Raw genomic sequence first — 22,379 nt, forward strand, 5'->3', positions numbered from 1 at the left:
TGTCTTTAGATTAACGAGTGAATAATCCCCAGATAGAAGTAGCTAGGAATAAGACGGTAATGACGATTGTGAAATAGAATATGGTTTTCTCGGCTCCGCGCTTTGTTGAATATTCCATTGATGAGCCACCTAGCGCCGAAGAAAGTCCACTGCCTCTTTGCTGAAGCAGGATTGAGATTGTTAGAAGCACGGCTAGAACTATTTGTACGTAGGGTAAGTATTTGATCATTTTTATTATTTTTTTGTGTACTAGTCTATTGTTTTCGTGAAAGTCGCCACTACCATGTTTACTAGGCTTACTATGAGCGTTGCCCAGACCAAAGTAGTCAGGTTGTTAATTGCGACTGATACGAAGGCGTAATCGACTAACCACAGCATTAATGCATTAATTACGATTATAAATAAGCCTAGAGTGATGATTATTATTGGCGACAAAACTAATTTGAGCGCCGGACGGACTATCATATTAAGTAGTCCCAGGGCTACTCCAGCCAATAGATATTCTTTAATCCCGCCAGTTATAATAAAAGCTGGCGATAGGAAGTATGTCGCCACATAAAGTGCAGCGGAATTGCCCAAGATTCTGATTAGAAAACCTAGCATATGTTAACTTATTTGCGATTTAAATGATATCATACGGGTCAAAAATATCAATGGCAATGATCGCTTGGATAATCACTTGTTCGACATGTCAGAATTTCCCAGCGAGAAATTCTGACTAATTTCCTCGGCTCGCTCGTCCTTCTCCGGCAGTCGCCGGATTAGGACACCTGCCCGCTCGCCTCCGGATTGTCTCACAAGTGACTATCCTCGCTATTTTAGGTAGATGCGAAGCCTTAGTCATTTTGTGCAAGTTTTAATCTGTGCAAGCGAAAGCTCAAGTCTACAGCGAGAACTCGCGCAGGCGTTTCGGCTATAACATATTTGATATAGCCCCGAAGGGGCGATAAGAAAACGGATCTTCGAAATGCCGAGCGTGTAGATAGTCGAGCTCGCAGGAAGCGAGAACTATCGGTTGAGTCGTGGGCTTGGGCTGGAGCGACTTGACTATCGGTGCAAAGAAATGATTAAGGCGTAGTCATATTTCTGTGGAGTTTGCGGTAGTAGCTGATGGCGAAGCGGTGAGCTTCGGCGTCGACATTGAGAACTATGTTTCTGACGTCAGCTGGAAGCTTATCCAATTTGATAGGCAACTTGCGTCCGCGTATGTATATGTGACTGCCGACGTGTTTCTCATTTTTCGTCAGAGACAATAGCGCAATATCTTTTGGCACTATGCTCGAGGCTATATTCAATTGTCCCTTGCCGCCATCTATTATCACTAGGTTGGGCTTTGCCCATTCTGAATGCCTGAAACGCCTAGTCAAAATCTCTTTAAGCATGCGAGTATCGTCTGAGACATTTGAATCTCTAATTTTAAATTTTCGGTAACCACTTTTATCTGCTAACCCATTCTTAAATGTGACCATTGACCCAACGGCGTTGATGCCCTGAATATTAGATATGTCGTAACCCTCTATTCTGACGGCGCTAGTTAGTCCGAAAAATTTCGCAATAGTCTCTAATTTTGAATTATGATCTTCGTCATTAATTCTTTTATCGATTATTTGCGAGTTTCTGAATATTTTTTTAATTGCATCAAGCTTATCTCTGATCTTGATGGCTTCGTCGAATCTTTCTTTCTTGCCTAAGATAATCATTTTTTTCTTTAAGCTTGTCACGATATTATTTCTCTTTCTCGCTAAAATCTTCTTAATGATGTATATATTCTTGTCGTAATTCTTGATTTCATCTTTGGTAGCTTCACGTTTTTTTAGACAGCAAAAACCAGAACAATTACCAATATGATAGTTGAGACAATAGTTATTGTGAAGTTGTTTACAGGTACAGTAGAGGAATGCTCTTCGAAGTTGCTTCAATGTGGTTTTGAGTGCCGTGCTATCGGTGAATGGCCCGATGTCTTGGATGCTCATCGGCTGACGAACAATCGTTATTCTTGGAAATTGATCATCGGAAAATTGGACATATGAGTATTGTTTGTCATCTCGTAAAACTATATTGAACTTTGGACGCAGCTTCTTTATCAGCTGGGCTTCCAAAATCAGAGCTTCAATATCGGAATCGGTGTTTTGAAAGTTTATGATGGTAGCTGCCTGGATCATGGTCGTTATTCTAGTATCCGTGGGTCGGGAATAGCTCTTGAGCCTATTCTTTATATTATTGGCCTTACCTACGTACAAAATTGCATCTTTATTTCTAAATATGTATATTCCTGACCCATTTGGGGCTTTTGCTATGATATTTTTGAGTTTTCCGGCTATCATTTGGACCTAAGTATACCCTAAAATACACTATTGACAAACGGGGTATAAGTGTGCTATAATGGGCATACAGTACGGTACAATTTGATTCAGCATCGTAAACTCGAAATGGAGCCGTTGGCTCCAAGAGGACGAAGATGGCAATCAGGAATGAGCTTCGGGTGGCGTTTGACGCATTGCGGGAGCGGATCATCCGCGACAAGACCAAGCGTCTGCCGGATCTGAGCGCGGCCATCGAGGCGGCGTTCGAGGTTGGCGACGACGAAGAGGTCGATCGTATGATGGGCCTCCGCGAGAGGCTCGAAGCGACGATCGAGATCGATGAGCTGGAACTGCGCCTTCTCGGCAACGAGATCGGCCAGCCGTTCCGGCAAAACGACGTCGTCGACGTACGCATCATCTCGTGGGGCCTGGGCGGCAAAGGCCAGGCCGAGGTGAAGATCGCGGCTCGCGACGGGAAAACCGTCGTTCGCCACATGCATCTCATCAATGGGCGTGATCGCTACGGCAACCGCTATGCGACATTCTAGGAGGAGGAAATCATGACGCAGGTACTCGGCAAGACTCCGGCGGGCAAGTTGAAGGTTCTCGTCGACGGACGTGAGTGCGAAGGCTGCCCCGGCAGCCTGATCGCCACCCACGAGCCGGGCATTTTCACCAGAGAGGGCGAGTTCATCGCTCTGCCGGTGGTGAGCGACGTCGAGACGCATCAGCTCGCGGTGCCCACGGTCGACGGCCAGTTCCTCTTCTTGTAGGGACCAGCTCTCGGCGACGGCGCCAGGACGGGTCGGAGGCAAAGTCTCGACCAACTAACGGCAATCGCCGCCGTCCCGTCCACTCCAACAACAAAAATAGACTGCGCGATGTGCGCAATCAGGAGCGTCGAATGCCAGGTTGAACGCCACGGTGATGGGTTCCGGAAAAAACCCTCGGGTCAAAGCAGGCATGACCTTGGAACAGAACCTGTAAGCGGCACGCGAGTGCCGCTTTTTTTCATGCTTTAAAACTGCGCTTCGCCCCATCCATTTTTTCATCTTGTCCTCGACTACGCCAAGTCTAATCGATAGAGAAACAATGATGCAGGCGAGGACACGATGAAAAGATACTATTGATGGCGCCGCCATTGTTTTTTACTCGCTATCTGATTACCATGTCTGTATGGATTATTTGCGGGATTCAATTCTTGCGACATTGGCCTATTACGACATCTTAGACATGTCGCTGACTCATCTTGAGGTTTATAAATTTCTCATTAACCCAGCGAGAGTTTATAGAAGCTCAGAAGAAATAAAAGACGCTTCACTGCATGACGTTATAGCCATGCTAGCCAAAATGGTTAAGTCGGAAACGATTGGCCAAAAAAATGGTTTCTATTTTTTACCGAGAAAGGATGAGCTATACGACTTAAGAATAGCTAGGGAGAAAATTGCTACTCAGAAATGGAAAAAGATGATGAGCTTGGCTAAGTGGTTTGCGATTGTGCCATATTTGCGCGGGCTGTTCGCTAGTGGCTCAATGGCGGTGGGTAATGTAAATGAGAAAAGTGATTTTGATATTCTAGTTATCTCTAAGTCTGGGCGTCTATACACGGCTAGACTGTTTTTGTATTTAGTCGCTTCGCTCATGCGCTCAAGGAGGGGCCGGTACGACAAGATAGCGCCGAATAAATTTTGTCTTAATCATCACATAATCGATACAAAGCTTAGGTTAGAGCATGAAAGCCTATTTAATGCTCAGACCTACGCTAGTCTCAAGCCAATATTAATAGAGCAAGACTTGTTCAATAGTTTTTATTCTGCGAATAACTGGATAAACAAATTCGTGTGCAACTTTAAGCCGAATAGTGACTTCGTTGAGAGACGCTTGGTGCCGAATAAATTCTTAGGCGTGGTGGCGAAGGCGATGGAATCTTTACTGAATAATCGACTCGGAGATCTCATAGAGAAGATTTTAAGAAATTATCAGCAACGTCGAATTAGGAATAATCCAGTTACTTACGCGACTAAGGGTAGGATCATCTTTAATGACGTGGAATTGGAATTTCATCCATATTCCTTCGAGGCTTCAGTCGTTCGTGATTATAATGATAAGGTTCATAGGCTTGGCCTATTGCCACCATTTGAGGAGAGGGATTCTGGCCTAAAATAATCTTGACTTAAAAAAATCTACGACTATAATTAGCACTTAAGATATAAGAGTGCTAATTTTATTCGTAATCAATAGGATTAATTGGTTACGGGTTTGGTTGGCATATAAAATAAACATGTTAAAACCGCTATCTGATCACGTGGTACTGGAGCCAATCCGAGAAGAAAAAAAGAAAGGAGGGATAATCTTACCCGATACTTTAGATAAAGAAAGATCTGAGAAGGGCAAAGTGATTTCCGTGGGTCCTGGCAAATACGATCCGGCAGTTGCCGGAGGCAAAAGGATGCCTCTGCAGGTAAAGAAGGGCGATGTAGTTCTATTCACCAAGTATGGCCCGAACGAAGTTAAGATGGATGGTAAAGAATATCTAATCGTCAAGGAAGACGATATCTTGGCAATAATAGACTAATTAAAACCTAAACTTAAAAACGATCAGTAATGTGCATTTCGAGAGGCCCTCGCAGGCGCGACGGCGGCGAGAGAGAGGGTGATTTCTCAGTAGAGAAATACAGCCCGTACTCGAGAAGGGCACATTGCCGATCGTGCTAACAATATGTCTGCTAAACAAATTTCATACAAAGAAGAAGCTCGCGAAGGTCTAAAGAGAGGCGTAGATAAAATCGCTAATGCGGTTAAGGTCACTCTCGGTCCAAAGGGCAGAAACGTGGTTTTAGACAGGGGCTATGGTTATCCAGTTATCACTAAAGATGGCGTGACCGTAGCTAAGGAGATCGAGCTAAAAGATAGATTTGAGAACGTTGGCGCCGAATTAATAAAAGAAGTCGCATCAAAGACGAATGATATCGCTGGCGACGGAACCACAACGGCGACCGTTCTAGCCCAAGCCCTTGTGGCCGAGGGTTTTAGCGCTGTTAATTCGGGCGCAAACCCGTTGGCCCTAAAAAGGGGGATGGAAAAAGCCTTGAATTGGGTTGTTGATTATCTAGACAAAAAGAAGCAAAAAGTTACAGGCGAAAAAGTCAGAGAAGTCGCATCCATATCTGCAAACGATGAGGTCATTGGAAAAATGATAGCCGATGTTTTTAATCAGGTTGGAAAAGATGGCGTGGTTACAGTTGAGGAATCTCAATCCGCCGAAATGTCTAAAGAGATGGTTGAAGGTCTACAGATAGATAGGGGCTATGTCTCGCCCTACATGATAACCAATACAGAGAGGATGGAAGCTTCTTATAATGATGTTCAGATACTGATAACCGATAGAAAGATATCCTCAATTCAGGATATCGTGCCATTACTCGAAAAAATTTCAAAGAGTGGCAGAAGAGAGCTTATGATAATTGCTGAAGATGTCGATGGTGATGCGCTTACGACTTTAATCGTTAACAAGCTTAAGGGTAATTTCTCTTGTTTGGCCATCAAGGCTCCGGGCTTTGGCGATCGTAAGAAGGAGATGCTAGAGGACATCGCCATAATTACTGGCGGGCAAGTTATAAGCGAAGAAAAAGGCATGAAGCTTGAAGCGGTGGAGCTAAATATGCTAGGTGGAGCTCGTAAGATGGTCGCCTCGAAAGATAGCGCCACTATAATCGGCGGCAAAGGCAAAAAGGTAGAGATAGACAAAAGAGTCGCTCAATTGAAATCACAAATTGCAAAGGTAACTTCTGAGTTCGACAGAGAAAAATTACAGGAGAGAATGGCTAAACTTGCTGGCGGAGTGGCCGTCATTAAAGTCGGAGCTACAACTGAAACTGAGATGAAAGAGAAGAAATTCAGAATTGAAGATGCGGTGAATGCCACTCGTGCCGCTCTTGAAGAAGGTATTGTTGCTGGTGGTGGGGTGGCTTTATTCGAAGCTGCCAAGGAGTTGTCGGTCAAATCAATAAAAGGCATGGCGGAATTTGGCGACGAAGCCAAGGGCTTGGCGGTTATAAAAGCAGCTCTTGAAAAACCGGTACGAGCTATAGCCGAAAATGCCGGCAAAGATTCTAACGAAGTCATAACCAAACTATTTGCTTCGGAAAATGGAATCGGATTGAATGCGGCAACTGGCGAGTATGTCGACATGATAAAGGCGGGAATTATCGATCCCTTGAAAGTTGTCAGGACTTCATTGGTGAATGCTGTGTCGGTGGCATCGATGATACTTACAACCGAAGCCGTGATAACTGATATCCCAGAAGAGAAGAAAGATAAGATGCCGATGGGTGGCATGGGCGAGTATTAATCATTTTTTAAAGTCACGAGAAAGGGCATAGGTATGGGTTTTTCGAGTACGGGCTGTATTTCTCTACTGGGAAATCACCCTCTCCCTACAGAGACTTGGAGGATGGGCTAAAGCACCATCCCTCCGAGGCGGCGCCGTCGAGCCTGCGCGGGCCTCTCGAAACTCACGCCTATGCCCTTTTTGTTTGGCTGCAATAACCATGGCTGTCTTTTCGGCCTCAAAGACAGCCATGGTTATTGATTGACCGGAGCGACTTAATGTTCTAGAATTTAGGTAACAATTTAAATACAAATACTATGTTTATGTGGATTAGCTTGGGAATCTTGGTCGTGTTGGTTCTCTACGTTGTTGGAGTCTTTAATGGCCTAGTATCAGCCAGGAATAGAGTTAAGGAAGCTTGGTCAGACATTGACGTTCAATTAAAGCGCAGATATGATCTAATCCCTAATTTAGTAGAGACTGTTAAGGGATATGCTTCTCATGAGCAAGGTACTCTAGATGCTGTGATAAATGCCAGATCAAAAGCTATGGGCGCCCAATCTGTGACCGACAAGGCTGAAGCCGAGAATGTCCTCACCGGAACTCTAAAAAGTTTATTTGCTTTATCGGAAAATTATCCTCAGCTAAGAGCAGTTGAGAGCTTCACTAAATTGCAAGATGAGCTATCTGATACCGAAAACAAAATCCAGGCCGCAAGAAGATTCTATAATGGCAATGTTTTAGTATTAAATAACAAGATCGAACAATTTCCTACTAATGTATTCGCTTCGATGTTCGGATTTGTTAAGGAGAAATTCTTCGAATTGGCCGACGCGAAAGAGAAAGAGCCCGTTAAGGTTGCTTTCTAGCATCGTGCGCATGGGCCTCAACAATAAATACAAAACCGGCTTAGCTATCGTGGCTTTGTCGGTTTTTGCTTTGTTTGGACTGACTGCTAATGCTCAGGCGGAGAAAATCATTAATTTCGATGCCTCGATCAAGGTCAACGCTGATTCTAGTATTAATGTCGTTGAGAAGATAAAATATGATTTTGGAAATATTGAGAAGCATGGCATATACAGGGATATAGAGACGCAGGGCAAATTAAAAGTATCAAACGTATCTGTAGTTGATGAGCGGGGTAAGCCTTACGAATTCGAGATTGCTAAATCTGGGGACACTCAGAGTATCAAGATAGGCAGTGCCAATCTCACTATATCGGGCATACATACATATGTGATAAGTTACTCGGTCAATGGAGCTATAGGGTATTTCGATAATTTTGACGAGATCTACTGGAATGCAACGGGCGATGGGTGGGCTGTTCCGATAGAAAGTGCAGTAGCGACTGTCACTTTGCCGCAAGTGATACAAGAAAGTTATGTCCGGCAAGCCTGTTATGCTGGCAATCGTGGCGCGACTACTCCTTGTAAGTTTGCTGGATACATTGCCAACTCGCTAGATCAAGTCTCGGCCTTTAACTTCTCTCAAAATAATCTGCCTGCCGGCGAGGGACTAACTGTAGCCGTTGGATTCCCGAAAGATATCGTATCTATCCCTCCGCCAACATTTTTAGAAAGAAATCCCAGCATCAGATTCTTCGTTTTTCTTCTGCCAATATTCGTCTTCGCTTTAATGTTCTTGCGTTGGAATAAGGTGGGCCGAGATCCTAAGGGTAGGGGCGTCATTATTCCTCAGTACGATGCACCAAGCGGGCTAACTCCGCTGGAGGTTTCCGCGATAATGCGCCAAAGAATCAGTAACTCTGATATATCGGCGGAGATAGTGTATCTTGCCACTAAGGGTTTTATAAAAATTATCAAAACTACCGACAAGGGACTGATTTTCTCTTCGGACGATTATATTTTCAAACAGCTTAGAAATGATCTATCATCTCTCGAGGATCCGGTTGATAAGAAAATTATGACCAGTCTTATGGCCGGTGCAGATAGCGGATCATCCGAAATTAAATTGTCAGATCTAAAGAACGCATTCTACACCTCTATCCCTAGTATAAAAAACGAGACTTACGGCTTTTTGATAGAGAATGGACATATAAAAAGCAATCCAGAGAAAATCATTACCAAATATATTGTCAGCTCTTTCCTTGCTACGGCAGCTGCGCTGGGTGGACTAATTTGGGCCGGAGCTAGTTGGGACTTAGACGAAGTCCTTGTCGGCTTGTCATCTCTTAGTATTGTCCTCTCTGGAGTTATCGCGATTATATTCAGCATGTTAATGCCAGCCAGAACAGTCAAAGGGCAGGAGTCGAAGGAATATGTTTTAGGCCTTAAAGAATATTTACAGATTGCCGAGAAGGATAGAATCGCGTTTCATAATGCACCAGAAAAAAAGCCAGAAGTATTCGAGAAGCTTCTTCCGTATGCGATGGTCCTTGGCGTAGACAAGGCCTGGGCTAAGGAGTTCAAGGATATATACACAACGCCGCCAAGTTGGTATTCTGATTCATCCGGTGGCGCCTTCAATTCGATATTGTTTATCAATAGCCTGAATAGCTTTAATTCTGCGGCTACGAGTAGCCTTGGATCTAGTCCCGGTGGAGGAAGCAGTGGGGGAGGATTTTCTGGTGGCGGTATGGGCGGAGGTGGCGGTGGAAGTTGGTAGGTTTAAGCTTTATCTTTGGGCCAATATTGATATAATTCGATTATGAATTTGTACACCCACAAAGATTCCAATATTCGCAAAACATGGCTACTTATGACCATGTTTTTGCTGTTTGTAATCGCTGTTGGTTGGTTATTCGGTTTTGCATTGAATAAGCCGGTTATTCTTTATGGTGCAATCATCCTTAGCTTAGTTATGAATTTTACGGCCTATTGGTACTCAGACAAAGTTGCATTGGCTATGTCAGGTGCCGTTCCCGTAACCCACGAATCTCACGAGAATTTCTATCATGTGGTTGAAAATCTATGCATTACTGCCGGCCTGCCAGTTCCTAAACTATATATAATTCCTGGCGGACAGATAAACGCATTCGCTACTGGAAGGAATGCCGAACATGCGGCCATAGCAGTTACTGAAGGCGCATTGCAGAAATTAGACAAGAATGAGCTCGAAGGAGTACTAGCCCACGAGCTGTCGCATATTGGGAACAGAGATATTCTACTTCAGTCGGTCATCGTTGTTTTGGCTGGTTTAATTTCTATTATGGCTGACTGGTTTCTACGTTCTATGTTCTGGGGTGGAGATGATCGCGATAACAAAAACGGGGCGATCATGCTTGTCGGGATTATAGCTTCGATCCTAGCGCCGATAGCGGCCATGATTATCCAGTTAGCAATTTCTAGAAAAAGAGAATTTTTAGCTGATGCGTCTGGAGCACTGCTCACTCGTTATCCCGAGGGTTTGGCCAGCGCTCTTGAGAAAATTTCTCAAGACCAGCATCCTATGCGAAGGGCTTCGAGTGCGAATGCACATTTGTATATATCAAATCCGTTTCGCGGCAAGGCAAAAACGAGCTGGTTTTCTAAGATGTTCATGACTCATCCGCCGATAGAAGAAAGAGTGGCCGCTTTACGTGGCTTAAAAATTTAATTACTGGGAAAAAGATATTTAGATAAAATTGGTATTATTAAAAAACTTGGAGAGGTCGCATAGTGGTCTAGTGCGCCGCCCTGGAAAGGCGGTTTACTCGCAAGGGTATCGAGGGTTCGAATCCCTCCCTCTCCGCATTGACAGTTGAATATGTCTTAAGGCATATTCAATTGGTGCTGTTAGTTAGGCGGTAGTTAGCCAAACTTTTGTGACGATAAAAATTTAGTCGAGACCGAATCCCTTCCATGGTCCTCCGAAGTCTTGACGAAGGAGATCCTCTCCGCATCGACAATTTAGTATCGGAGTCAACCCATTTATCTATGACGAATGTGCGACCCGAGTACATAAATTACAAACAAAAATACACGAATTATTCGTGTATTTTTGTTTGTCTAAAATTGCTAAAATGTATTTATGGATAATAACGATGAATATAAAAACCATCACTATGTTCCTCAATGGTATCAAAAGAAATTTATGTTACCAGGCGAATCTGAGCTTTTTTACTTAGACATGAAGCCTAATTTTGCAATTGACTCTAAAGGAAATAAACACCAAAAAAGATCTTTATGGAAACAAGGGAGTAAAAAATGTTTTGTTGAAGAAGATTTATATACAACAAAAATTCCTAATATTAAACCAGAAGATATTGAAAAGCATTTCTTTGGACAAATAGACGTTAAAGGAAAGCCTGCCGTAGAATATTTCGAAGATTTTGATTACCCATTAAAAACATGGGGTACGTCACTTGAAGATATTTTAGTTTATATGAGTGCGCAAAAATTGCGTACTCCGAAAGGACTTTCTTTTTTAAGTAATAAGATTGGGAGTACAAACAAAGATGATATTTTAAGCACAATGATTGGGCTTAGTCGACTTCATGCTGCGATATGGACGGAATGCGTTTGGTTGATAGCTGATGCATCACAGTCAGAAACAAAATTCATAATTTCAGATCATCCTGTAACCGTCTATAATCGAGAATGTGGCCCTAGTTCTCAATCGTGTAGAGAGTCGAATGATCCTGATATATGGCTTCAGGGCACGCATACAATCTTTCCTCTTTCTTTAGACAAGGTACTTATCTTGACTAACCTGTCTTGGGTAAGAAATCCATACCAAAAAGCAACAGACCTTCGTCCGAACTCAAACCCTTTTCGAAATGCAATATTTAGATTTACAGATGTTCAAGTAAGAAGACACTTGGATGAGCAGGAAGTTCGTGAGATTAATTTTATTATTAAAAATAGAGCGAGACGATTTGTTGCGGCGGCAAAAAGTGAATGGCTTTATCCTGAGAAATATATCTCAAAATCTAACTGGAATAATTATGGACATGGTTATTTATTAATGCCAGACCCAAGAGCTATACATTGGGGCGGAACCATAATATGGGGCGGTGGACCTGGCGGGTATGGTTCTATGGATGAATATGGAAGATTGCCAGGGGATCCTGATTTCGAGGGAGGATCAAATAAAGATATGGAGTATAAAACGCTACCCTGGTTTCAAGGAGAGTTCGCAGAATTATTTGGTCCATATAGAAGAGGTCGCTGCATGCAAACTCTAGAAATTGAGAAAGAACGTGATAGCGATGATTCTCATAAATATCACTTAGACTTAAAGAAAAAGAAATACAAGGATAGAAAAAAGTAATTCAGTCGCTAGTTGAGAATACCTCTGGTAAAGTTGAAGGGCCGCCTGCAAATGCATTTACGTTGGTGAATTTGAAAGATAATCTTGTATCCGTAAAAGTTCTGGGGAAGAGTGGATTAAGTTACGAAATTAGAATCTAATACTGGAAAGACAGATAGTTTATGGCTATACTGTAATTGTTCGGATTTCTTCTACGACCCAATGTTTCCTTCAGGATGCCTTTGGACGTAACAGCGCTTTCCCGTTTCACTATTACGTGCCACCTTCCCCACGCCCCTGGCTTCATGCATTTTTGTTTGGCGCGATCTTTTCGAATTAGACATGATGATGGCGGAGCCCATATCTAATATAGGGCTACTCGCCAACTTGATGTATAATACTGTAAATAACTAAATTTAAGCATATGTCTCAAGAAGAATTTGATCCACACGACGAAAAATACAATAAGGTTAAAGATCTTCCGTGGCATGAAAGAGGAAGATATATTGACTTAGAAAGCGGGGGCTTTGTCGAAAAAACCGTGGTCGAGAATTCAGAGTTAAATCAAAGGTTGGCTGACTTGGTAAATAGGGCAGTTGATATCTTAAAACGAGATGTAAGAGATAGCGGGATAGTAGAGGAAGAAGTTAAATTAAAACACGACGAAGCTGTAAAAAATAAAGATTGGGATGGGGCCATGGTGTATGATAAAATATTGCGCCCTTTTCGTGACGCGAGGAATCTACCCTTGGTAATATTCAATAGTGAGACTGGAAGTGGTGAATTCCTTAATTATTCAGAGAAAGCCCAAGCTATTTTTTTAGATTTAGTTGATCCAAAAGATATTGAGGTTGTTGCAGAAATTTTGGGAGACAACAGATTCTCCAATCGTTTTGAGTTAATTCGGCGAATGGATGAATCAACTTTGCAATCAGCATATGATCATATAAAAAATACAAATCTTTGGATTGCGGGAGAGTTTGTGGATGGTTCCAACGACAAGGATTTTAAGATTAGAGTACTTAGGGAAATTTCTGAGAAGATAGACGATCCCGGCACCGTATCTGTAATAAAAATGCGCATTGGGAAATTCTTAATTCAGAACGGATTTGAAAAAGATTTTTTTGATTTATGTGATTCAGGCCTCTTAGATACAAATCTTGGGATATATTTGAAGAGTATCAGGTCAAATGAGATTTTGTTCGAGATAGCAAAAAGATCTAAGTATCCATTCGATGTATTAAGGTGTGTGTCAGATCCCGCTATCTTTGCTAAGATAATCGAGACTCAAGCAAAAGATTTTACTTTCGAGAATGAAAGAGCGAGAGACGCGCTTATCCCGCGAGTAAGAGGGTTAAAACATGCCTTAGAAAATGAGCCGATTATAGTCGGCGTCGGCGAGATTGAAGATAGGAATAAATTTATTGTTACTTTACCTATTTTTGATCCTCACGGGGTAGACGACCAACAATTAAGCGAGCAATCAAGATATTTTATAGCTTGGGGTGGTTTGCGTTCGGGAGGTGGTACTCATAAATCTATTTTAGCGAGCTTAAAAGAGGAGCACCCGCATCTTTCTGACAGTATTACTGTCGGTGGGTATATTAGCATTGATAACAGAGATGATAAGGTAATCGTTGTATTTAATAACCACAGCGGCGATTTTGGTTATTACGATCTAAATATTGTAGAGAAATTTAGGCCTCAAATAGAGAAAGCGTTGAAAGACAGCCTGGGTAAAGAAGTCGAGGTTACAATGGAGTCCTCAAGTTAGCTTCGAACTTTATTAGTTGGTTGTTTTACAATTTCTAGCGGATTATTTTTTGAAGATTAAGACGTAGGGGAATGTGGCATGGAATTGAAAAGATAAAAATGCTAAATTTAAAGCAACAACAAAATAATTAATAATAATCGAACAAATCTATGGAAAAAAATTGTCAGGCATGTGGAATGCCCCTAACCAAAAAAGAAGACTTTGATAATGGAGACGAGAATTCAAATTTTTGTCTGTATTGCGTTAATACCGATGGTAGCGTTAAGTCGTGCGAAGAAATTTTCGAGGGCGGTGTCCAATTCTTTATGACTCAGATTGAAGGCGATCGACAAATGGCAGAAAAAGTAACCAGAAAGAATATGGGAGAGCTATCGTATTGGCGGGACAAAAATTGCGAGGTTCTAAAAGGCGAAATGGCGACCGATGAAGAATTCGCCGAAGTGATGAAAAAATTGAGCTAAAGATCTTTAGTCTATGGATTATTGGCAAAGTATTATTCTAGGTATAGTCGAGGGACTTACGGAATTTCTTCCTATTTCTTCTACGGCCCATTTAATTTTAGGTGGGAAAATTCTCAACATCGTCCAGACGGAGTTTGTAAAAAGTTTTGAAATCGTTATTCAGCTTGGTGCAATCTTGGCGGTTATATGGCTGTATTGGAAGAGAATAGTGTCTAGCAAGGAGATAATTAAAAGAATTATCGTTGCCTTTCTGCCAACGGCAATTTTCGGCTTTCTGCTCTATAAGATATTCAAGGGTTATTTAATGGAAAACTTGGCCGTCATTGTTTGGGCGTTAATACTGGGAGGTATTCTTCTTATTGTCTTTGAATATTGGCATAAGGAAAAGGCTGATGCCGCTGAGAATATTGAAGATATCTCTTATAAAAATTGTTTTCTAATCGGAACTTGTCAGGCAATCGCCATGGTGCCCGGCGTCTCACGTGCTGGTGCTACAATCTTGGGCGGGTTATTCTTGGGCATAAAGAGAAAAACCATTGTAGAGTTTTCTTTTCTTTTAGCTGTGCCGACAATGCTAGCGGCAACTGGCTATGATTTATTAAAAACTGGGTTTACTTTTTCGGCCGATCAATTTGGCCAACTTTCTGTGGGGCTCATTGTGTCTTTCTTGGTTGCTATTCTAGCTATTAAGTTTTTACTTCGCTATATCCAACAACACGATTTTAAATTGTTCGGTCTGTACCGAATTATTATTGGCTTAATTTTCTTGCTAATTATCCTGTGATCCTCCGCATAAGTCTGAGTGATGATGAGTAAGTCTTGCAAATCAGGGGAGGATCTTGAGATCCTCCCCTGATTTTTCTTTTCGGGCGAGCTTGAGGCGGTTTAATGATGTGCTATGATTGGACAGTATATGGTTGATGAAATCAATAAAATTGAACTTGAGCATTTAGGCTATGATGATTTTTTTGAATCAGAATGGCAGTCTTTGGCTTTACCGCAATGCATAGTGGCTCGAGTTGTAGCTGAACACAAAGAAGCATACAAGGTTAAGACTGCTAAGAAAGAATATCTGGCCAAAATAACGGGAAAACAAATATTTGATGCCACAAAAAGAGAAGATTATCCGGCTGTTGGCGATTGGGTAGCTATAGCCGAAGCCGATGAAGAAAGGGCGATTATCTATAAAATCCTACCTAGGAGAACAATACTTAAAAAGAAATACAGCAATAAGCAAGATACTCAAATTATAGCTACTAACATTGATGTCGCTTTTATCGTGGAATCAGTAGATAGGGATTACAATTTGAATCGTTTTGAGAGATATCTTGTCTTGGCCAGTGAGGGGAAAATCAAATCGACTATCGTATTAAACAAAATCGATCTAATTTCAAAAGATGAATTGGATCTGAAAATTGATCAAATAAGAGAAAGGTTTAGCGATGTCGACATTATCGTAGCTAGCACTGTTGCTGAACAGGGGCTAGACGAATTGATGAACTATATAAAGGGAGGCAAGACATATTGTTTTCTTGGATCGTCTGGCGTGGGCAAGTCATCTTTGATAAATAAGTTATTAAAAAAGGACGAGATTGAGACTAGGGAGATAGGCCAGTCAACTGGTAGGGGGAGGCACACAACCACCGTTAGGGAAATGTATTTCTTAGAAAATGGCGGAATCGTAATTGATAATCCAGGCACACGAGAGGTTGGAGTGGCTGACGCCGGCGACGGCATAGAAAATATATTTAACGAAATAACTGCCTTATCCGAGGAGTGTAAATATGTTGATTGCACCCATATGCAGGAGCCTGGATGCGCTGTTTTGAAAGCCGTCGAGAGTGGGGAATTAGATGACGCTAAATACCAAAACTATATTAGATTAAGAAAAGAAAATGAGTATTATGGAATGTCCAATCTTGATAGAAAGCAGAAGGATCGTAAATTTGGCCAATTTGTAAAAAAAGCACTAGATCAGTTGAAGGATCTCGAATCGTAATTTTGGATAAGCGATATGGCAATTGTAAATACGCTCAAGAAGATAATATCCCAGATTAAGAAGCCAAGGATTAAATATGATCCCTTAATTGAGGTAAAAATTTCTAAGGATAATCTGCTCCATAATCTTCATCAATATCAGAGCTCTTCTCTGGGATTGAAGTTTATACCTGTTTTAAAGAGCAACGCCTACGGCCACGGCTTGGTAGAGGTTGCTGGGATACTCGATCACGAAGCCTGTGATTTTTTAGCAGTAGACTCTTTTTATGAAGCGCTTAAGCTTAGGCAGAGCAAGATAAGAAGCAATATTTTAGTCTTAGGATACACTACTCTAGAACAATTAAATCAGGGCGTTGTTGGTGGCTGTAGTTTCGTGATCACAAGCCTAGATCAGCTGGTGTATATATCTAATCATTTGCACTATGCTCAAAAATTCCATCTAAAGATCGATACCGGCATGTGTCGCCAAGGAATCTTGCCAGAGCAGACAGATGGAGCGATTCAGCTGATTAAGAAAAATAGCAACATCATCCTTGAAGGGATTTGCTCTCATTTTTCTGATGCCGATAACGTTGATGAATCTTTTACTTTGAAGCAGATAGACGCATGGAACAAGGTTGTGGCGTCTATCGATTCCAAGTTACCAAATTTAAAATACAAACACATCAGCTCCACGGCTGGAATTAAATACAAAGATCGAATAAATGCGAATATGTGTCGGCTCGGGCTTGGACTCTATGGGATTGGCCAGAAAGAAGTGGGCTTAAAGCCAGCATTGCAGATGGTGGCAAAAATAACGGGAATAAAAAACATAAAAAGGGGCGACGAGGTTGGTTACGGCAAGACCTTTACTGCTCCGTCGGATATGAAGGTGGCTACCGTCGCCGCGGGATATTACGAGGGTGTAGATCGACGCTTATCCAACAGGGGATTTGTTAGGATTAGAAATCAATTCTGTTCAATCATTGGCAGAGTGAGCATGAATATATCTACGATTGATGTGAGCGGCGTCAGCTCCATAACTATTGAAGATGAATGTATATTGATGAGTGATAAAATCGGAGATCCTAATTCCATTGAGTCTATAGCTAATTTATGTGATACAATCCCGTACGAGATATTGATTCACATTCCGCCCCATTTAAGAAGGACAATTATATGACGCTAATCATCATTTGGATAATAGGGATTACCAGCTTCACGCTTTTGGGGAGTTGGTATGCCAGAAGATACAATAAGCCGGATTTGCTGATCGGCTTATACGTGACTTTTATTTTGGTGGCTCAAATCTTAGCCGCTAAAATTTCTGTTTTCGATCTAGGGTTCGCGACTTTTTATGGCCCAAGCGGAGTCCTGCTATTTGCTGTTACTTATCTTTTTACCGATATCGTAAACGAGAAATTTGGCAGACGAGAGACTCAAAAGATGATTGCGATAGCATTCGTGTCTCAGGTGGCGATGGTCTTCTTTTTTTGGCTGGGCACACGCTTAGCTCCGGCACCTTTTTGGAATATGCAGAATACCTGGGAGCAAATATTCGGCATGGTTCCTCGAATAACTCTGGCCAGCTGGATAGCTTTTCTTGTTTCTGAGAACCTGGATGCCTATATATATTCTTGGTTTAAGGAATATACTAAGGGTAGGCATCTATGGGCGCGTAATGTATTTAGCTCGATGCCGGCTTTACTAATCGATAGTCTGATATTTATACCTATCGCATTCTTGGGTATTTCTCCAATCTTTCCGCTTATTCTTGGCCAAACAATTTTGAAGTGGCTGGTGGGAATAGTGAATATACCATTCATGTATCTCAACAGATACATACTAAACCTGAAAGCTTAAAAACATTTAAATATACTATGAAAAATAAAATAATTTGGTTTAGAGCTAAGACGTATGGTTGGGGCTGGTATCCGTCTACATGGCAAGGTTGGCTGATCATCGTTGCCTATCTATTCTTCTTTATTCGGATCTCTCTTGGTGCCGATAAGGTTTTAATGGCTGGGGGCAATGTTTTTTACTCAGTTGTCCTTCCCGAGATTGTATTGACCATCGTGCTGATCTGGATTTGCTATAAGACTGGTGAGAAGCCGGGCTGGCGCTGGGGCAATAAAGAATAATTGATCCGAGCGTGGGTTTAAGCTATAATGCAGCGTATAAATATATAAAATGTTCACAAGAAAGCTCACAATTTTTAGCCTTATTATGCTGATACTTCTTGTCGGAAGTCAGTTCGCCTTGATAGGCCATGAGCATCACCATGACTGTGCGACTACTGGACCAAGTGGCGCAACTTCTGATAGTCCATTAACGCATCTATTTGTTTGGACCTCACTTTTCTGTTCGGTCGTAGATTCTTCGTTGGTACTGTTCAGTATGATGATTTTTCTGTCGTATCTATCGGTTGGACTCGCTTTGCGTGGCATTACGATCATCAGCGATCGGGAACCTTTCATGTCGCGCAGATCTACTATTGAATTTCGTAACTTTGTTTTAAATCCTTTTAGGGGGCTCGCTTTAGCTATGTCTGATGGCGTAGTCAATCCCAAAATATTTGCATAATCAAACTTATATTGGACACGGAGGCGATCTCGCCTTTGTTTTTTGTTAAAATTAAGTTAAATGGTTATGCAAAAGAAAATCTACTATGTAACGGGTACGCATTGTCGTTCCTGTGAGATATTGCTAGAGGATGAGCTATCTAAGATTGATGGAGTGAGTTCAGTTAGTGTTAATTACGGCAGTGGCAAGGTAAGTATAGAATATGATGGCAGTGAGCCGAGGTATGGCAATATACTGAAAGCGGTTAAATCTCTGGGATACGACATGGGCCAGAAGGAAAGTCTGCCACTAATATCTAAGAATCCTGTCGTATATTTCTGGTTTATTCTGTCGGTCGCCATCGTGGCGATAATATATCTAGTATTCGCCTCGCTCGACATTAGTTTGGCTGGTTTCAAATTTGGAGCGAAGCCGAGCTACTTAACAGTTTTGCTTATTGGTTTAACTGCGGGTCTTTCGACTTGTATGGCTCTTGTGGGGGGATTGTTATTCGGTATATCAGCTAGACATGCCGAGATTCACCCAGAAGCGACCTTCGCGCAAAAATTTAAGCCACACATATTTTTCAATTTAGGCCGAGTTGCCTCTTTCGGATTATTGGGCGGCTTAATTGGACTGTTCGGCTCGGTATTTAGACTGTCTGGGCTTGGCCTTGGGCTGATCGTTGTTATCGCGGGGCTCACCATGCTGATGCTGGGGCTAAAATTGACAGAGATCTCTCCAAGATTCAGCGCTACGACTTTATCACTGCCGAAGGGTTTGGCGAGGTTCTTTGGGGTTAAGACGGAAACAAAAGAATACAGTCATAAGTCCGCGTTTGTGAGCGGAGCATTAACATTTTTCTTGCCCTGTGGCTTTACTCAGGCTATGCAGGTCTACGCTATTAGTACTGGTAGCTTTTTAGGCGGTGGCACAGTTATGCTTCTATTTGCCATTGGCACTTTGCCTGGACTAATTGGTATTGGGAGCATCACTTCGTTGGTAAATGGAAGTATCGGTAAGGCACTCTTTAGATTTGTTGGCCTGGTGCTATTAATTCTCGGCTTATGGACTGTTACTAATGGTTACAATCTTACTGGGTTTAATTTAGACAATATATCCCAAGGCAAGACAGTAGAACGAGACAATGGTGTTGAGGCTCAGATGGTTGACGGCTATCAGATTGTCGAGATAACACAATCTGCTCGAGGGTATAGCCCGAACAAGATCCAGGTCAAAAATGGGATCCCGGTCAAACTGACAGTCATTGGGACTGACTTATATTCTTGTAGTTCTAGTTTCGTGATTAGAGAATATGGTGTCGGGACTTATTTGAAAGAAGGCAGGAATGAACTTACCTTTACTCCGACAAGAACTGGCTCAGTTAAATTTAGCTGTGCCATGGGCATGTATACAGGCATAATTAATGTCGTAGATTAAAATCATGGAACATACTAAAAAAATATATACAATTAAGGGGATGCACTGCGCCTCTTGCGTGTTGATGATTGAGAAGTCACTAAAAAAGATTGATGGCGTTGTGGAGGCAAACGTTAATTTAGCTAACGAGAAAGCTACGATTACCTTCGATCGTAATAAGGTTGATGACAACAAGATTATGTCAACAGTTTCTAGTGCTGGCTACGAAGCCATGGTTCAAGAAGAGACCATGAGTGCCGATGAGCATAGGGAGCACATGGTTAAAGATCTCGGTAAGTTGAAGTGGGAAGTGGTGGTTAGTCTTGTATTGGGTGGGCTAATATTGTGGGGCAGTTTTCCAGGATTGATGGATACGGCACCAGCGATTTTGAGGAATTTTTGGCTGCAGCTAATTATTGCCACTCCAGTTCAATTCTGGTTTGGCAGGCAGTTCTATAAATCGGCAATTAGAGCTATCGCTCATGGAAATGCGAACATGGATGTTCTCGTGGTTATAGGCACGACCGTGGCGTATATCTATTCCATATTCGTAATTATCTTCCCCGAATACGTCAAAGCAATTGGAGTCGAAGCAATGCCATACTTCGATGTCTCTTCGTTGATAATTGGGCTAATACTTTTGGGAAGATTTCTGGAGTCGCGAGCGAAGCTGGGAACGTCGGAAGCGATCAAAAAATTACTACAACTTCAGGCCAAAAGTGCACGGGTAATTCGAGATGGGATTGAAGTTGATGTGCCCATTGAGGCTGTGGTTATCGGCGATCTGATTAGGGTTAAGCCTGGCGAGAAAATTCCCGTTGATGGAATTATTATGGAGGGCGAATCATGGGTAGATGAATCCATGATTACTGGCGAGAGTATGCCAGTAACTAAAAAGAAGAATGATTCGGTTGTTGGGGCTACCATAAACAAGAATGGAGCTTTTATCTTTCGGGCGGAGAAAATTGGATCGGAGACCATGTTAGCCAGAATTGTAAAAATGGTTCAGGAAGCTCAAGGCAGTAAGGCGCCGATTCAGCGATTGGCCGATCAAGTTTCGTCGTATTTTGTTCCGATTGTTATTGTGCTTGCCATCGTTACCTTCGGCGTTTGGTATATTTGGGGGCCCGCGCCGACGCTATCCTATGCTCTACTTAATGCAATTGCCGTACTTATAATTGCTTGTCCGTGTGCTATGGGTTTAGCCACGCCAACGGCAATAATGGTTGGTACGGGAAAGGGTGCCGAGAATGGGATTCTTATTAAAGATGCCGAGAGCCTGGAGATCGCCCACAAGGTTGATGCGGTAATATTCGACAAAACCGGAACGCTTACAGTCGGCAAGCCGGAAGTAACCGATGTTAAATTCGTTGAAGGTTATGACGAGAAGGCAATTTTGAGAATAGCCGCTTCACTGGAAGTTAATTCGGAGCATCCTTTGGCTGAGAGTATAGTCAACCAGGCCAAGAGGCTGAATATAGGTATTCAAGCGGTGGTAGGTTTTAGGGCGATTCCTGGACTTGGTGTCGAGGGTGTAATTGGTGACACTAAATATAGTATTGGTAGTAGGAAGCTATCCGAAAATAATGGCATAGATCTCGGGGATTTAAAGCACTCGATAGACTCGCTTGAAGATAGCGCTAAGACGGTAATGATTCTTGGATCTGAGGATGGAGTCATCGGTTTGATCGCTGTGGCAGATGTAATTAAGGACAGCGCCGTTGCCGGCGTAGAAGTTCTTAAGCAAATGGGGATCGAGGTTATTATGCTAACGGGTGATAATAAAAAAACGGCTAATGCTATCGCTGCGAAATTAAACATAGGCAGGGTATTGGCTGAGGTTTTGCCAGATGAGAAAGAGGCCGAAGTAAAAAGAGTCCAGTCGGAGAATAAGATCGTGGCTATGATAGGTGATGGTATCAACGATGCGCCGGCCCTAGCTCAAGCCGATGTCGGCATTGCTATGGGTAGCGGCACCGACGTCGCCATCGAAGCGGCCGACATAACATTAGTTAATAAAAACTTGAGATCGATCGCGTCAGCGATAAGTCTTTCTAGGCAAACCATGAAGACGATCAGGTTGAATCTGTTTTGGGCGTTTGGATATAATATTATTCTAATTCCCGTAGCCATGGGCGCACTGTACCCGTTCTTCGGTTTGTTATTGAATCCGATATTCGCTTCGGCGGCGATGGCACTTAGCTCGGTGTCGGTGGTATCGAATTCGCTTCTATTGAAACGTAAAAAAATAATTTGATAGGCGATGCTATCGAATTGGTGAAATAGGTAGTAGGTTATAGCATAAGACGGGCCAACGGCCCGTCTTATGCTATAATGCGTACAACAATAATTGTAACTGGCGA

22 protein-coding genes and 1 tRNA gene are annotated in these 22,379 nt (G+C 42.3%); 20 read left to right on the forward strand and 3 right to left on the reverse strand.

Annotated elements, in window-relative coordinates:
• Positions 1–10 precede the first annotated feature (10 nt).
• The 3 genes from secG to DEG18_00900 all read right to left on the reverse strand — a co-directional run bounded on the left by secG (position 11) and on the right by DEG18_00900 (position 2,324).
• Positions 11–229 carry a preprotein translocase subunit SecG gene (secG, locus tag DEG18_00890; GenBank protein ID HBX58152.1) on the reverse strand — a complete coding sequence of 73 codons (219 nt, stop codon included), beginning with the start codon at positions 227–229 and terminating at the stop codon, positions 11–13.
• A gap of 20 nt (positions 230–249) precedes the next feature.
• The gene (locus DEG18_00895; GenBank protein HBX58153.1) at positions 250–603 is read right to left on the reverse strand and encodes a hypothetical protein; all 354 of its coding nucleotides are present in this window, start codon (positions 601–603) and stop codon (positions 250–252) included.
• 464 nt (positions 604–1,067) lie between these two features.
• Positions 1,068–2,324 (reverse strand): hypothetical protein, encoded by a 1,257-nt coding sequence (locus DEG18_00900; protein HBX58154.1) that lies wholly within the window; start codon positions 2,322–2,324, stop codon positions 1,068–1,070.
• Between the two features lie 134 nt (positions 2,325–2,458).
• On the opposite strand from DEG18_00900, the gene DEG18_00905 reads away from it, so the two are divergent.
• The 20 genes from DEG18_00905 to DEG18_01000 all read left to right on the forward strand — a co-directional run bounded on the left by DEG18_00905 (position 2,459) and on the right by DEG18_01000 (position 22,273).
• Entirely contained in the window at positions 2,459–2,851 is a 393-nt protein-coding gene (locus DEG18_00905; GenBank protein ID HBX58155.1) for a hypothetical protein, read from the forward strand.
• A 12-nt stretch (positions 2,852–2,863) separates the two neighbouring features.
• Entirely contained in the window at positions 2,864–3,076 is a 213-nt protein-coding gene (locus DEG18_00910; protein HBX58156.1) for a hypothetical protein, read from the forward strand.
• Positions 3,077–3,479: 403 nt separating this feature from the next.
• On the forward strand, positions 3,480–4,469 hold the full coding sequence (locus tag DEG18_00915) for a hypothetical protein (GenBank protein ID HBX58157.1): 990 nt from the start codon (positions 3,480–3,482) through the stop codon (positions 4,467–4,469).
• Between the two features lie 115 nt (positions 4,470–4,584).
• Positions 4,585–4,878 (forward strand): co-chaperone GroES, encoded by a 294-nt coding sequence (locus tag DEG18_00920; protein HBX58158.1) that lies wholly within the window; start codon positions 4,585–4,587, stop codon positions 4,876–4,878.
• A 144-nt stretch (positions 4,879–5,022) separates the two neighbouring features.
• On the forward strand, positions 5,023–6,654 hold the full coding sequence (gene groL, locus DEG18_00925; protein ID HBX58159.1) for a chaperonin GroEL: 1,632 nt from the start codon (positions 5,023–5,025) through the stop codon (positions 6,652–6,654).
• 302 nt (positions 6,655–6,956) lie between these two features.
• Positions 6,957–7,502, forward strand: coding sequence for a hypothetical protein (locus DEG18_00930; GenBank protein ID HBX58160.1), 546 nt, complete (start codon positions 6,957–6,959; stop codon positions 7,500–7,502).
• On the forward strand, positions 7,411–9,258 hold the full coding sequence (locus DEG18_00935; GenBank protein ID HBX58161.1) for a hypothetical protein: 1,848 nt from the start codon (positions 7,411–7,413) through the stop codon (positions 9,256–9,258). The genes DEG18_00930 and DEG18_00935 overlap by 92 nt, the downstream gene beginning before the upstream one ends.
• Positions 9,259–9,351: 93 nt before the next feature.
• The gene (locus tag DEG18_00940; GenBank protein ID HBX58162.1) at positions 9,352–10,188 is read left to right on the forward strand and encodes a zinc metalloprotease HtpX; all 837 of its coding nucleotides are present in this window, start codon (positions 9,352–9,354) and stop codon (positions 10,186–10,188) included.
• A 48-nt stretch (positions 10,189–10,236) separates the two neighbouring features.
• A tRNA-Ser gene (locus DEG18_00945) sits at positions 10,237–10,323 on the forward strand.
• 279 nt (positions 10,324–10,602) lie between these two features.
• Positions 10,603–11,844 carry a hypothetical protein gene (locus tag DEG18_00950; protein HBX58163.1) on the forward strand — a complete coding sequence of 414 codons (1,242 nt, stop codon included), beginning with the start codon at positions 10,603–10,605 and terminating at the stop codon, positions 11,842–11,844.
• A 403-nt stretch (positions 11,845–12,247) separates the two neighbouring features.
• Positions 12,248–13,597: a hypothetical protein gene (locus DEG18_00955; protein ID HBX58164.1), complete on the forward strand. Its 1,350-nt coding sequence runs from the start codon at positions 12,248–12,250 to the stop codon at positions 13,595–13,597.
• 149 nt (positions 13,598–13,746) lie between these two features.
• Positions 13,747–14,058 (forward strand): AraC family transcriptional regulator, encoded by a 312-nt coding sequence (locus tag DEG18_00960; protein HBX58165.1) that lies wholly within the window; start codon positions 13,747–13,749, stop codon positions 14,056–14,058.
• A 13-nt stretch (positions 14,059–14,071) separates the two neighbouring features.
• Positions 14,072–14,842: an undecaprenyl-diphosphatase gene (locus tag DEG18_00965; protein HBX58166.1), complete on the forward strand. Its 771-nt coding sequence runs from the start codon at positions 14,072–14,074 to the stop codon at positions 14,840–14,842.
• 114 nt (positions 14,843–14,956) lie between these two features.
• Positions 14,957–16,057, forward strand: coding sequence for a ribosome small subunit-dependent GTPase A (gene rsgA, locus DEG18_00970; GenBank protein ID HBX58167.1), 1,101 nt, complete (start codon positions 14,957–14,959; stop codon positions 16,055–16,057).
• Positions 16,058–16,072: 15 nt separating this feature from the next.
• The gene (alr, locus tag DEG18_00975) at positions 16,073–17,218 is read left to right on the forward strand and encodes an alanine racemase (protein ID HBX58168.1); all 1,146 of its coding nucleotides are present in this window, start codon (positions 16,073–16,075) and stop codon (positions 17,216–17,218) included.
• Entirely contained in the window at positions 17,215–17,898 is a 684-nt protein-coding gene (locus DEG18_00980) for a hypothetical protein (GenBank protein HBX58169.1), read from the forward strand. The genes alr and DEG18_00980 overlap by 4 nt, the downstream gene beginning before the upstream one ends.
• Positions 17,899–17,915: 17 nt before the next feature.
• Positions 17,916–18,176: a hypothetical protein gene (locus tag DEG18_00985; GenBank protein ID HBX58170.1), complete on the forward strand. Its 261-nt coding sequence runs from the start codon at positions 17,916–17,918 to the stop codon at positions 18,174–18,176.
• A gap of 49 nt (positions 18,177–18,225) precedes the next feature.
• A complete protein-coding gene (locus DEG18_00990; protein ID HBX58171.1) occupies positions 18,226–18,618 on the forward strand; it encodes a hypothetical protein in 393 nt (130 codons plus the stop codon).
• A gap of 60 nt (positions 18,619–18,678) precedes the next feature.
• Complete coding sequence (locus tag DEG18_00995) at positions 18,679–20,037, forward strand: hypothetical protein (GenBank protein ID HBX58172.1); 1,359 nt, start codon at positions 18,679–18,681, stop codon at positions 20,035–20,037.
• Positions 20,038–20,041: 4 nt separating this feature from the next.
• The gene (locus DEG18_01000) at positions 20,042–22,273 is read left to right on the forward strand and encodes a hypothetical protein (GenBank protein ID HBX58173.1); all 2,232 of its coding nucleotides are present in this window, start codon (positions 20,042–20,044) and stop codon (positions 22,271–22,273) included.
• Positions 22,274–22,379: the final 106 nt, after the last annotated feature.

The organism is Candidatus Yanofskybacteria bacterium, from assembly GCA_003514055.1.
Lineage (GTDB): Bacteria > Patescibacteriota > Minisyncoccia > 2-02-FULL-40-12 > GWA2-44-9 > UBA12115.

What these genes read in the sequence shown, in the direction of transcription:
- secG (HBX58152.1), bottom strand. Translation starts at nt 229, where the DNA reads ATGATCAAATACTTACCCTACGTACAAATAGTTCTAGCCGTGCTTCTA.
- DEG18_00895 (HBX58153.1), bottom strand. Translation starts at nt 603, where the DNA reads ATGCTAGGTTTTCTAATCAGAATCTTGGGCAATTCCGCTGCACTTTAT.
- DEG18_00900 (HBX58154.1), bottom strand. Translation starts at nt 2,324, where the DNA reads ATGATAGCCGGAAAACTCAAAAATATCATAGCAAAAGCCCCAAATGGG.
- DEG18_00905 (HBX58155.1), top strand. Translation starts at nt 2,459, where the DNA reads ATGGCAATCAGGAATGAGCTTCGGGTGGCGTTTGACGCATTGCGGGAG.
- DEG18_00910 (HBX58156.1), top strand. Translation starts at nt 2,864, where the DNA reads ATGACGCAGGTACTCGGCAAGACTCCGGCGGGCAAGTTGAAGGTTCTC.
- DEG18_00915 (HBX58157.1), top strand. Translation starts at nt 3,480, where the DNA reads ATGGATTATTTGCGGGATTCAATTCTTGCGACATTGGCCTATTACGAC.
- DEG18_00920 (HBX58158.1), top strand. Translation starts at nt 4,585, where the DNA reads ATGTTAAAACCGCTATCTGATCACGTGGTACTGGAGCCAATCCGAGAA.
- groL (HBX58159.1), top strand. Translation starts at nt 5,023, where the DNA reads ATGTCTGCTAAACAAATTTCATACAAAGAAGAAGCTCGCGAAGGTCTA.
- DEG18_00930 (HBX58160.1), top strand. Translation starts at nt 6,957, where the DNA reads ATGTGGATTAGCTTGGGAATCTTGGTCGTGTTGGTTCTCTACGTTGTT.
- DEG18_00935 (HBX58161.1), top strand. Translation starts at nt 7,411, where the DNA reads ATGTATTCGCTTCGATGTTCGGATTTGTTAAGGAGAAATTCTTCGAAT.
- DEG18_00940 (HBX58162.1), top strand. Translation starts at nt 9,352, where the DNA reads ATGACCATGTTTTTGCTGTTTGTAATCGCTGTTGGTTGGTTATTCGGT.
- DEG18_00950 (HBX58163.1), top strand. Translation starts at nt 10,603, where the DNA reads ATGGATAATAACGATGAATATAAAAACCATCACTATGTTCCTCAATGG.
- DEG18_00955 (HBX58164.1), top strand. Translation starts at nt 12,248, where the DNA reads ATGTCTCAAGAAGAATTTGATCCACACGACGAAAAATACAATAAGGTT.
- DEG18_00960 (HBX58165.1), top strand. Translation starts at nt 13,747, where the DNA reads ATGGAAAAAAATTGTCAGGCATGTGGAATGCCCCTAACCAAAAAAGAA.
- DEG18_00965 (HBX58166.1), top strand. Translation starts at nt 14,072, where the DNA reads ATGGATTATTGGCAAAGTATTATTCTAGGTATAGTCGAGGGACTTACG.
- rsgA (HBX58167.1), top strand. Translation starts at nt 14,957, where the DNA reads ATGATTGGACAGTATATGGTTGATGAAATCAATAAAATTGAACTTGAG.
- alr (HBX58168.1), top strand. Translation starts at nt 16,073, where the DNA reads ATGGCAATTGTAAATACGCTCAAGAAGATAATATCCCAGATTAAGAAG.
- DEG18_00980 (HBX58169.1), top strand. Translation starts at nt 17,215, where the DNA reads ATGACGCTAATCATCATTTGGATAATAGGGATTACCAGCTTCACGCTT.
- DEG18_00985 (HBX58170.1), top strand. Translation starts at nt 17,916, where the DNA reads ATGAAAAATAAAATAATTTGGTTTAGAGCTAAGACGTATGGTTGGGGC.
- DEG18_00990 (HBX58171.1), top strand. Translation starts at nt 18,226, where the DNA reads ATGTTCACAAGAAAGCTCACAATTTTTAGCCTTATTATGCTGATACTT.
- DEG18_00995 (HBX58172.1), top strand. Translation starts at nt 18,679, where the DNA reads ATGGTTATGCAAAAGAAAATCTACTATGTAACGGGTACGCATTGTCGT.
- DEG18_01000 (HBX58173.1), top strand. Translation starts at nt 20,042, where the DNA reads ATGGAACATACTAAAAAAATATATACAATTAAGGGGATGCACTGCGCC.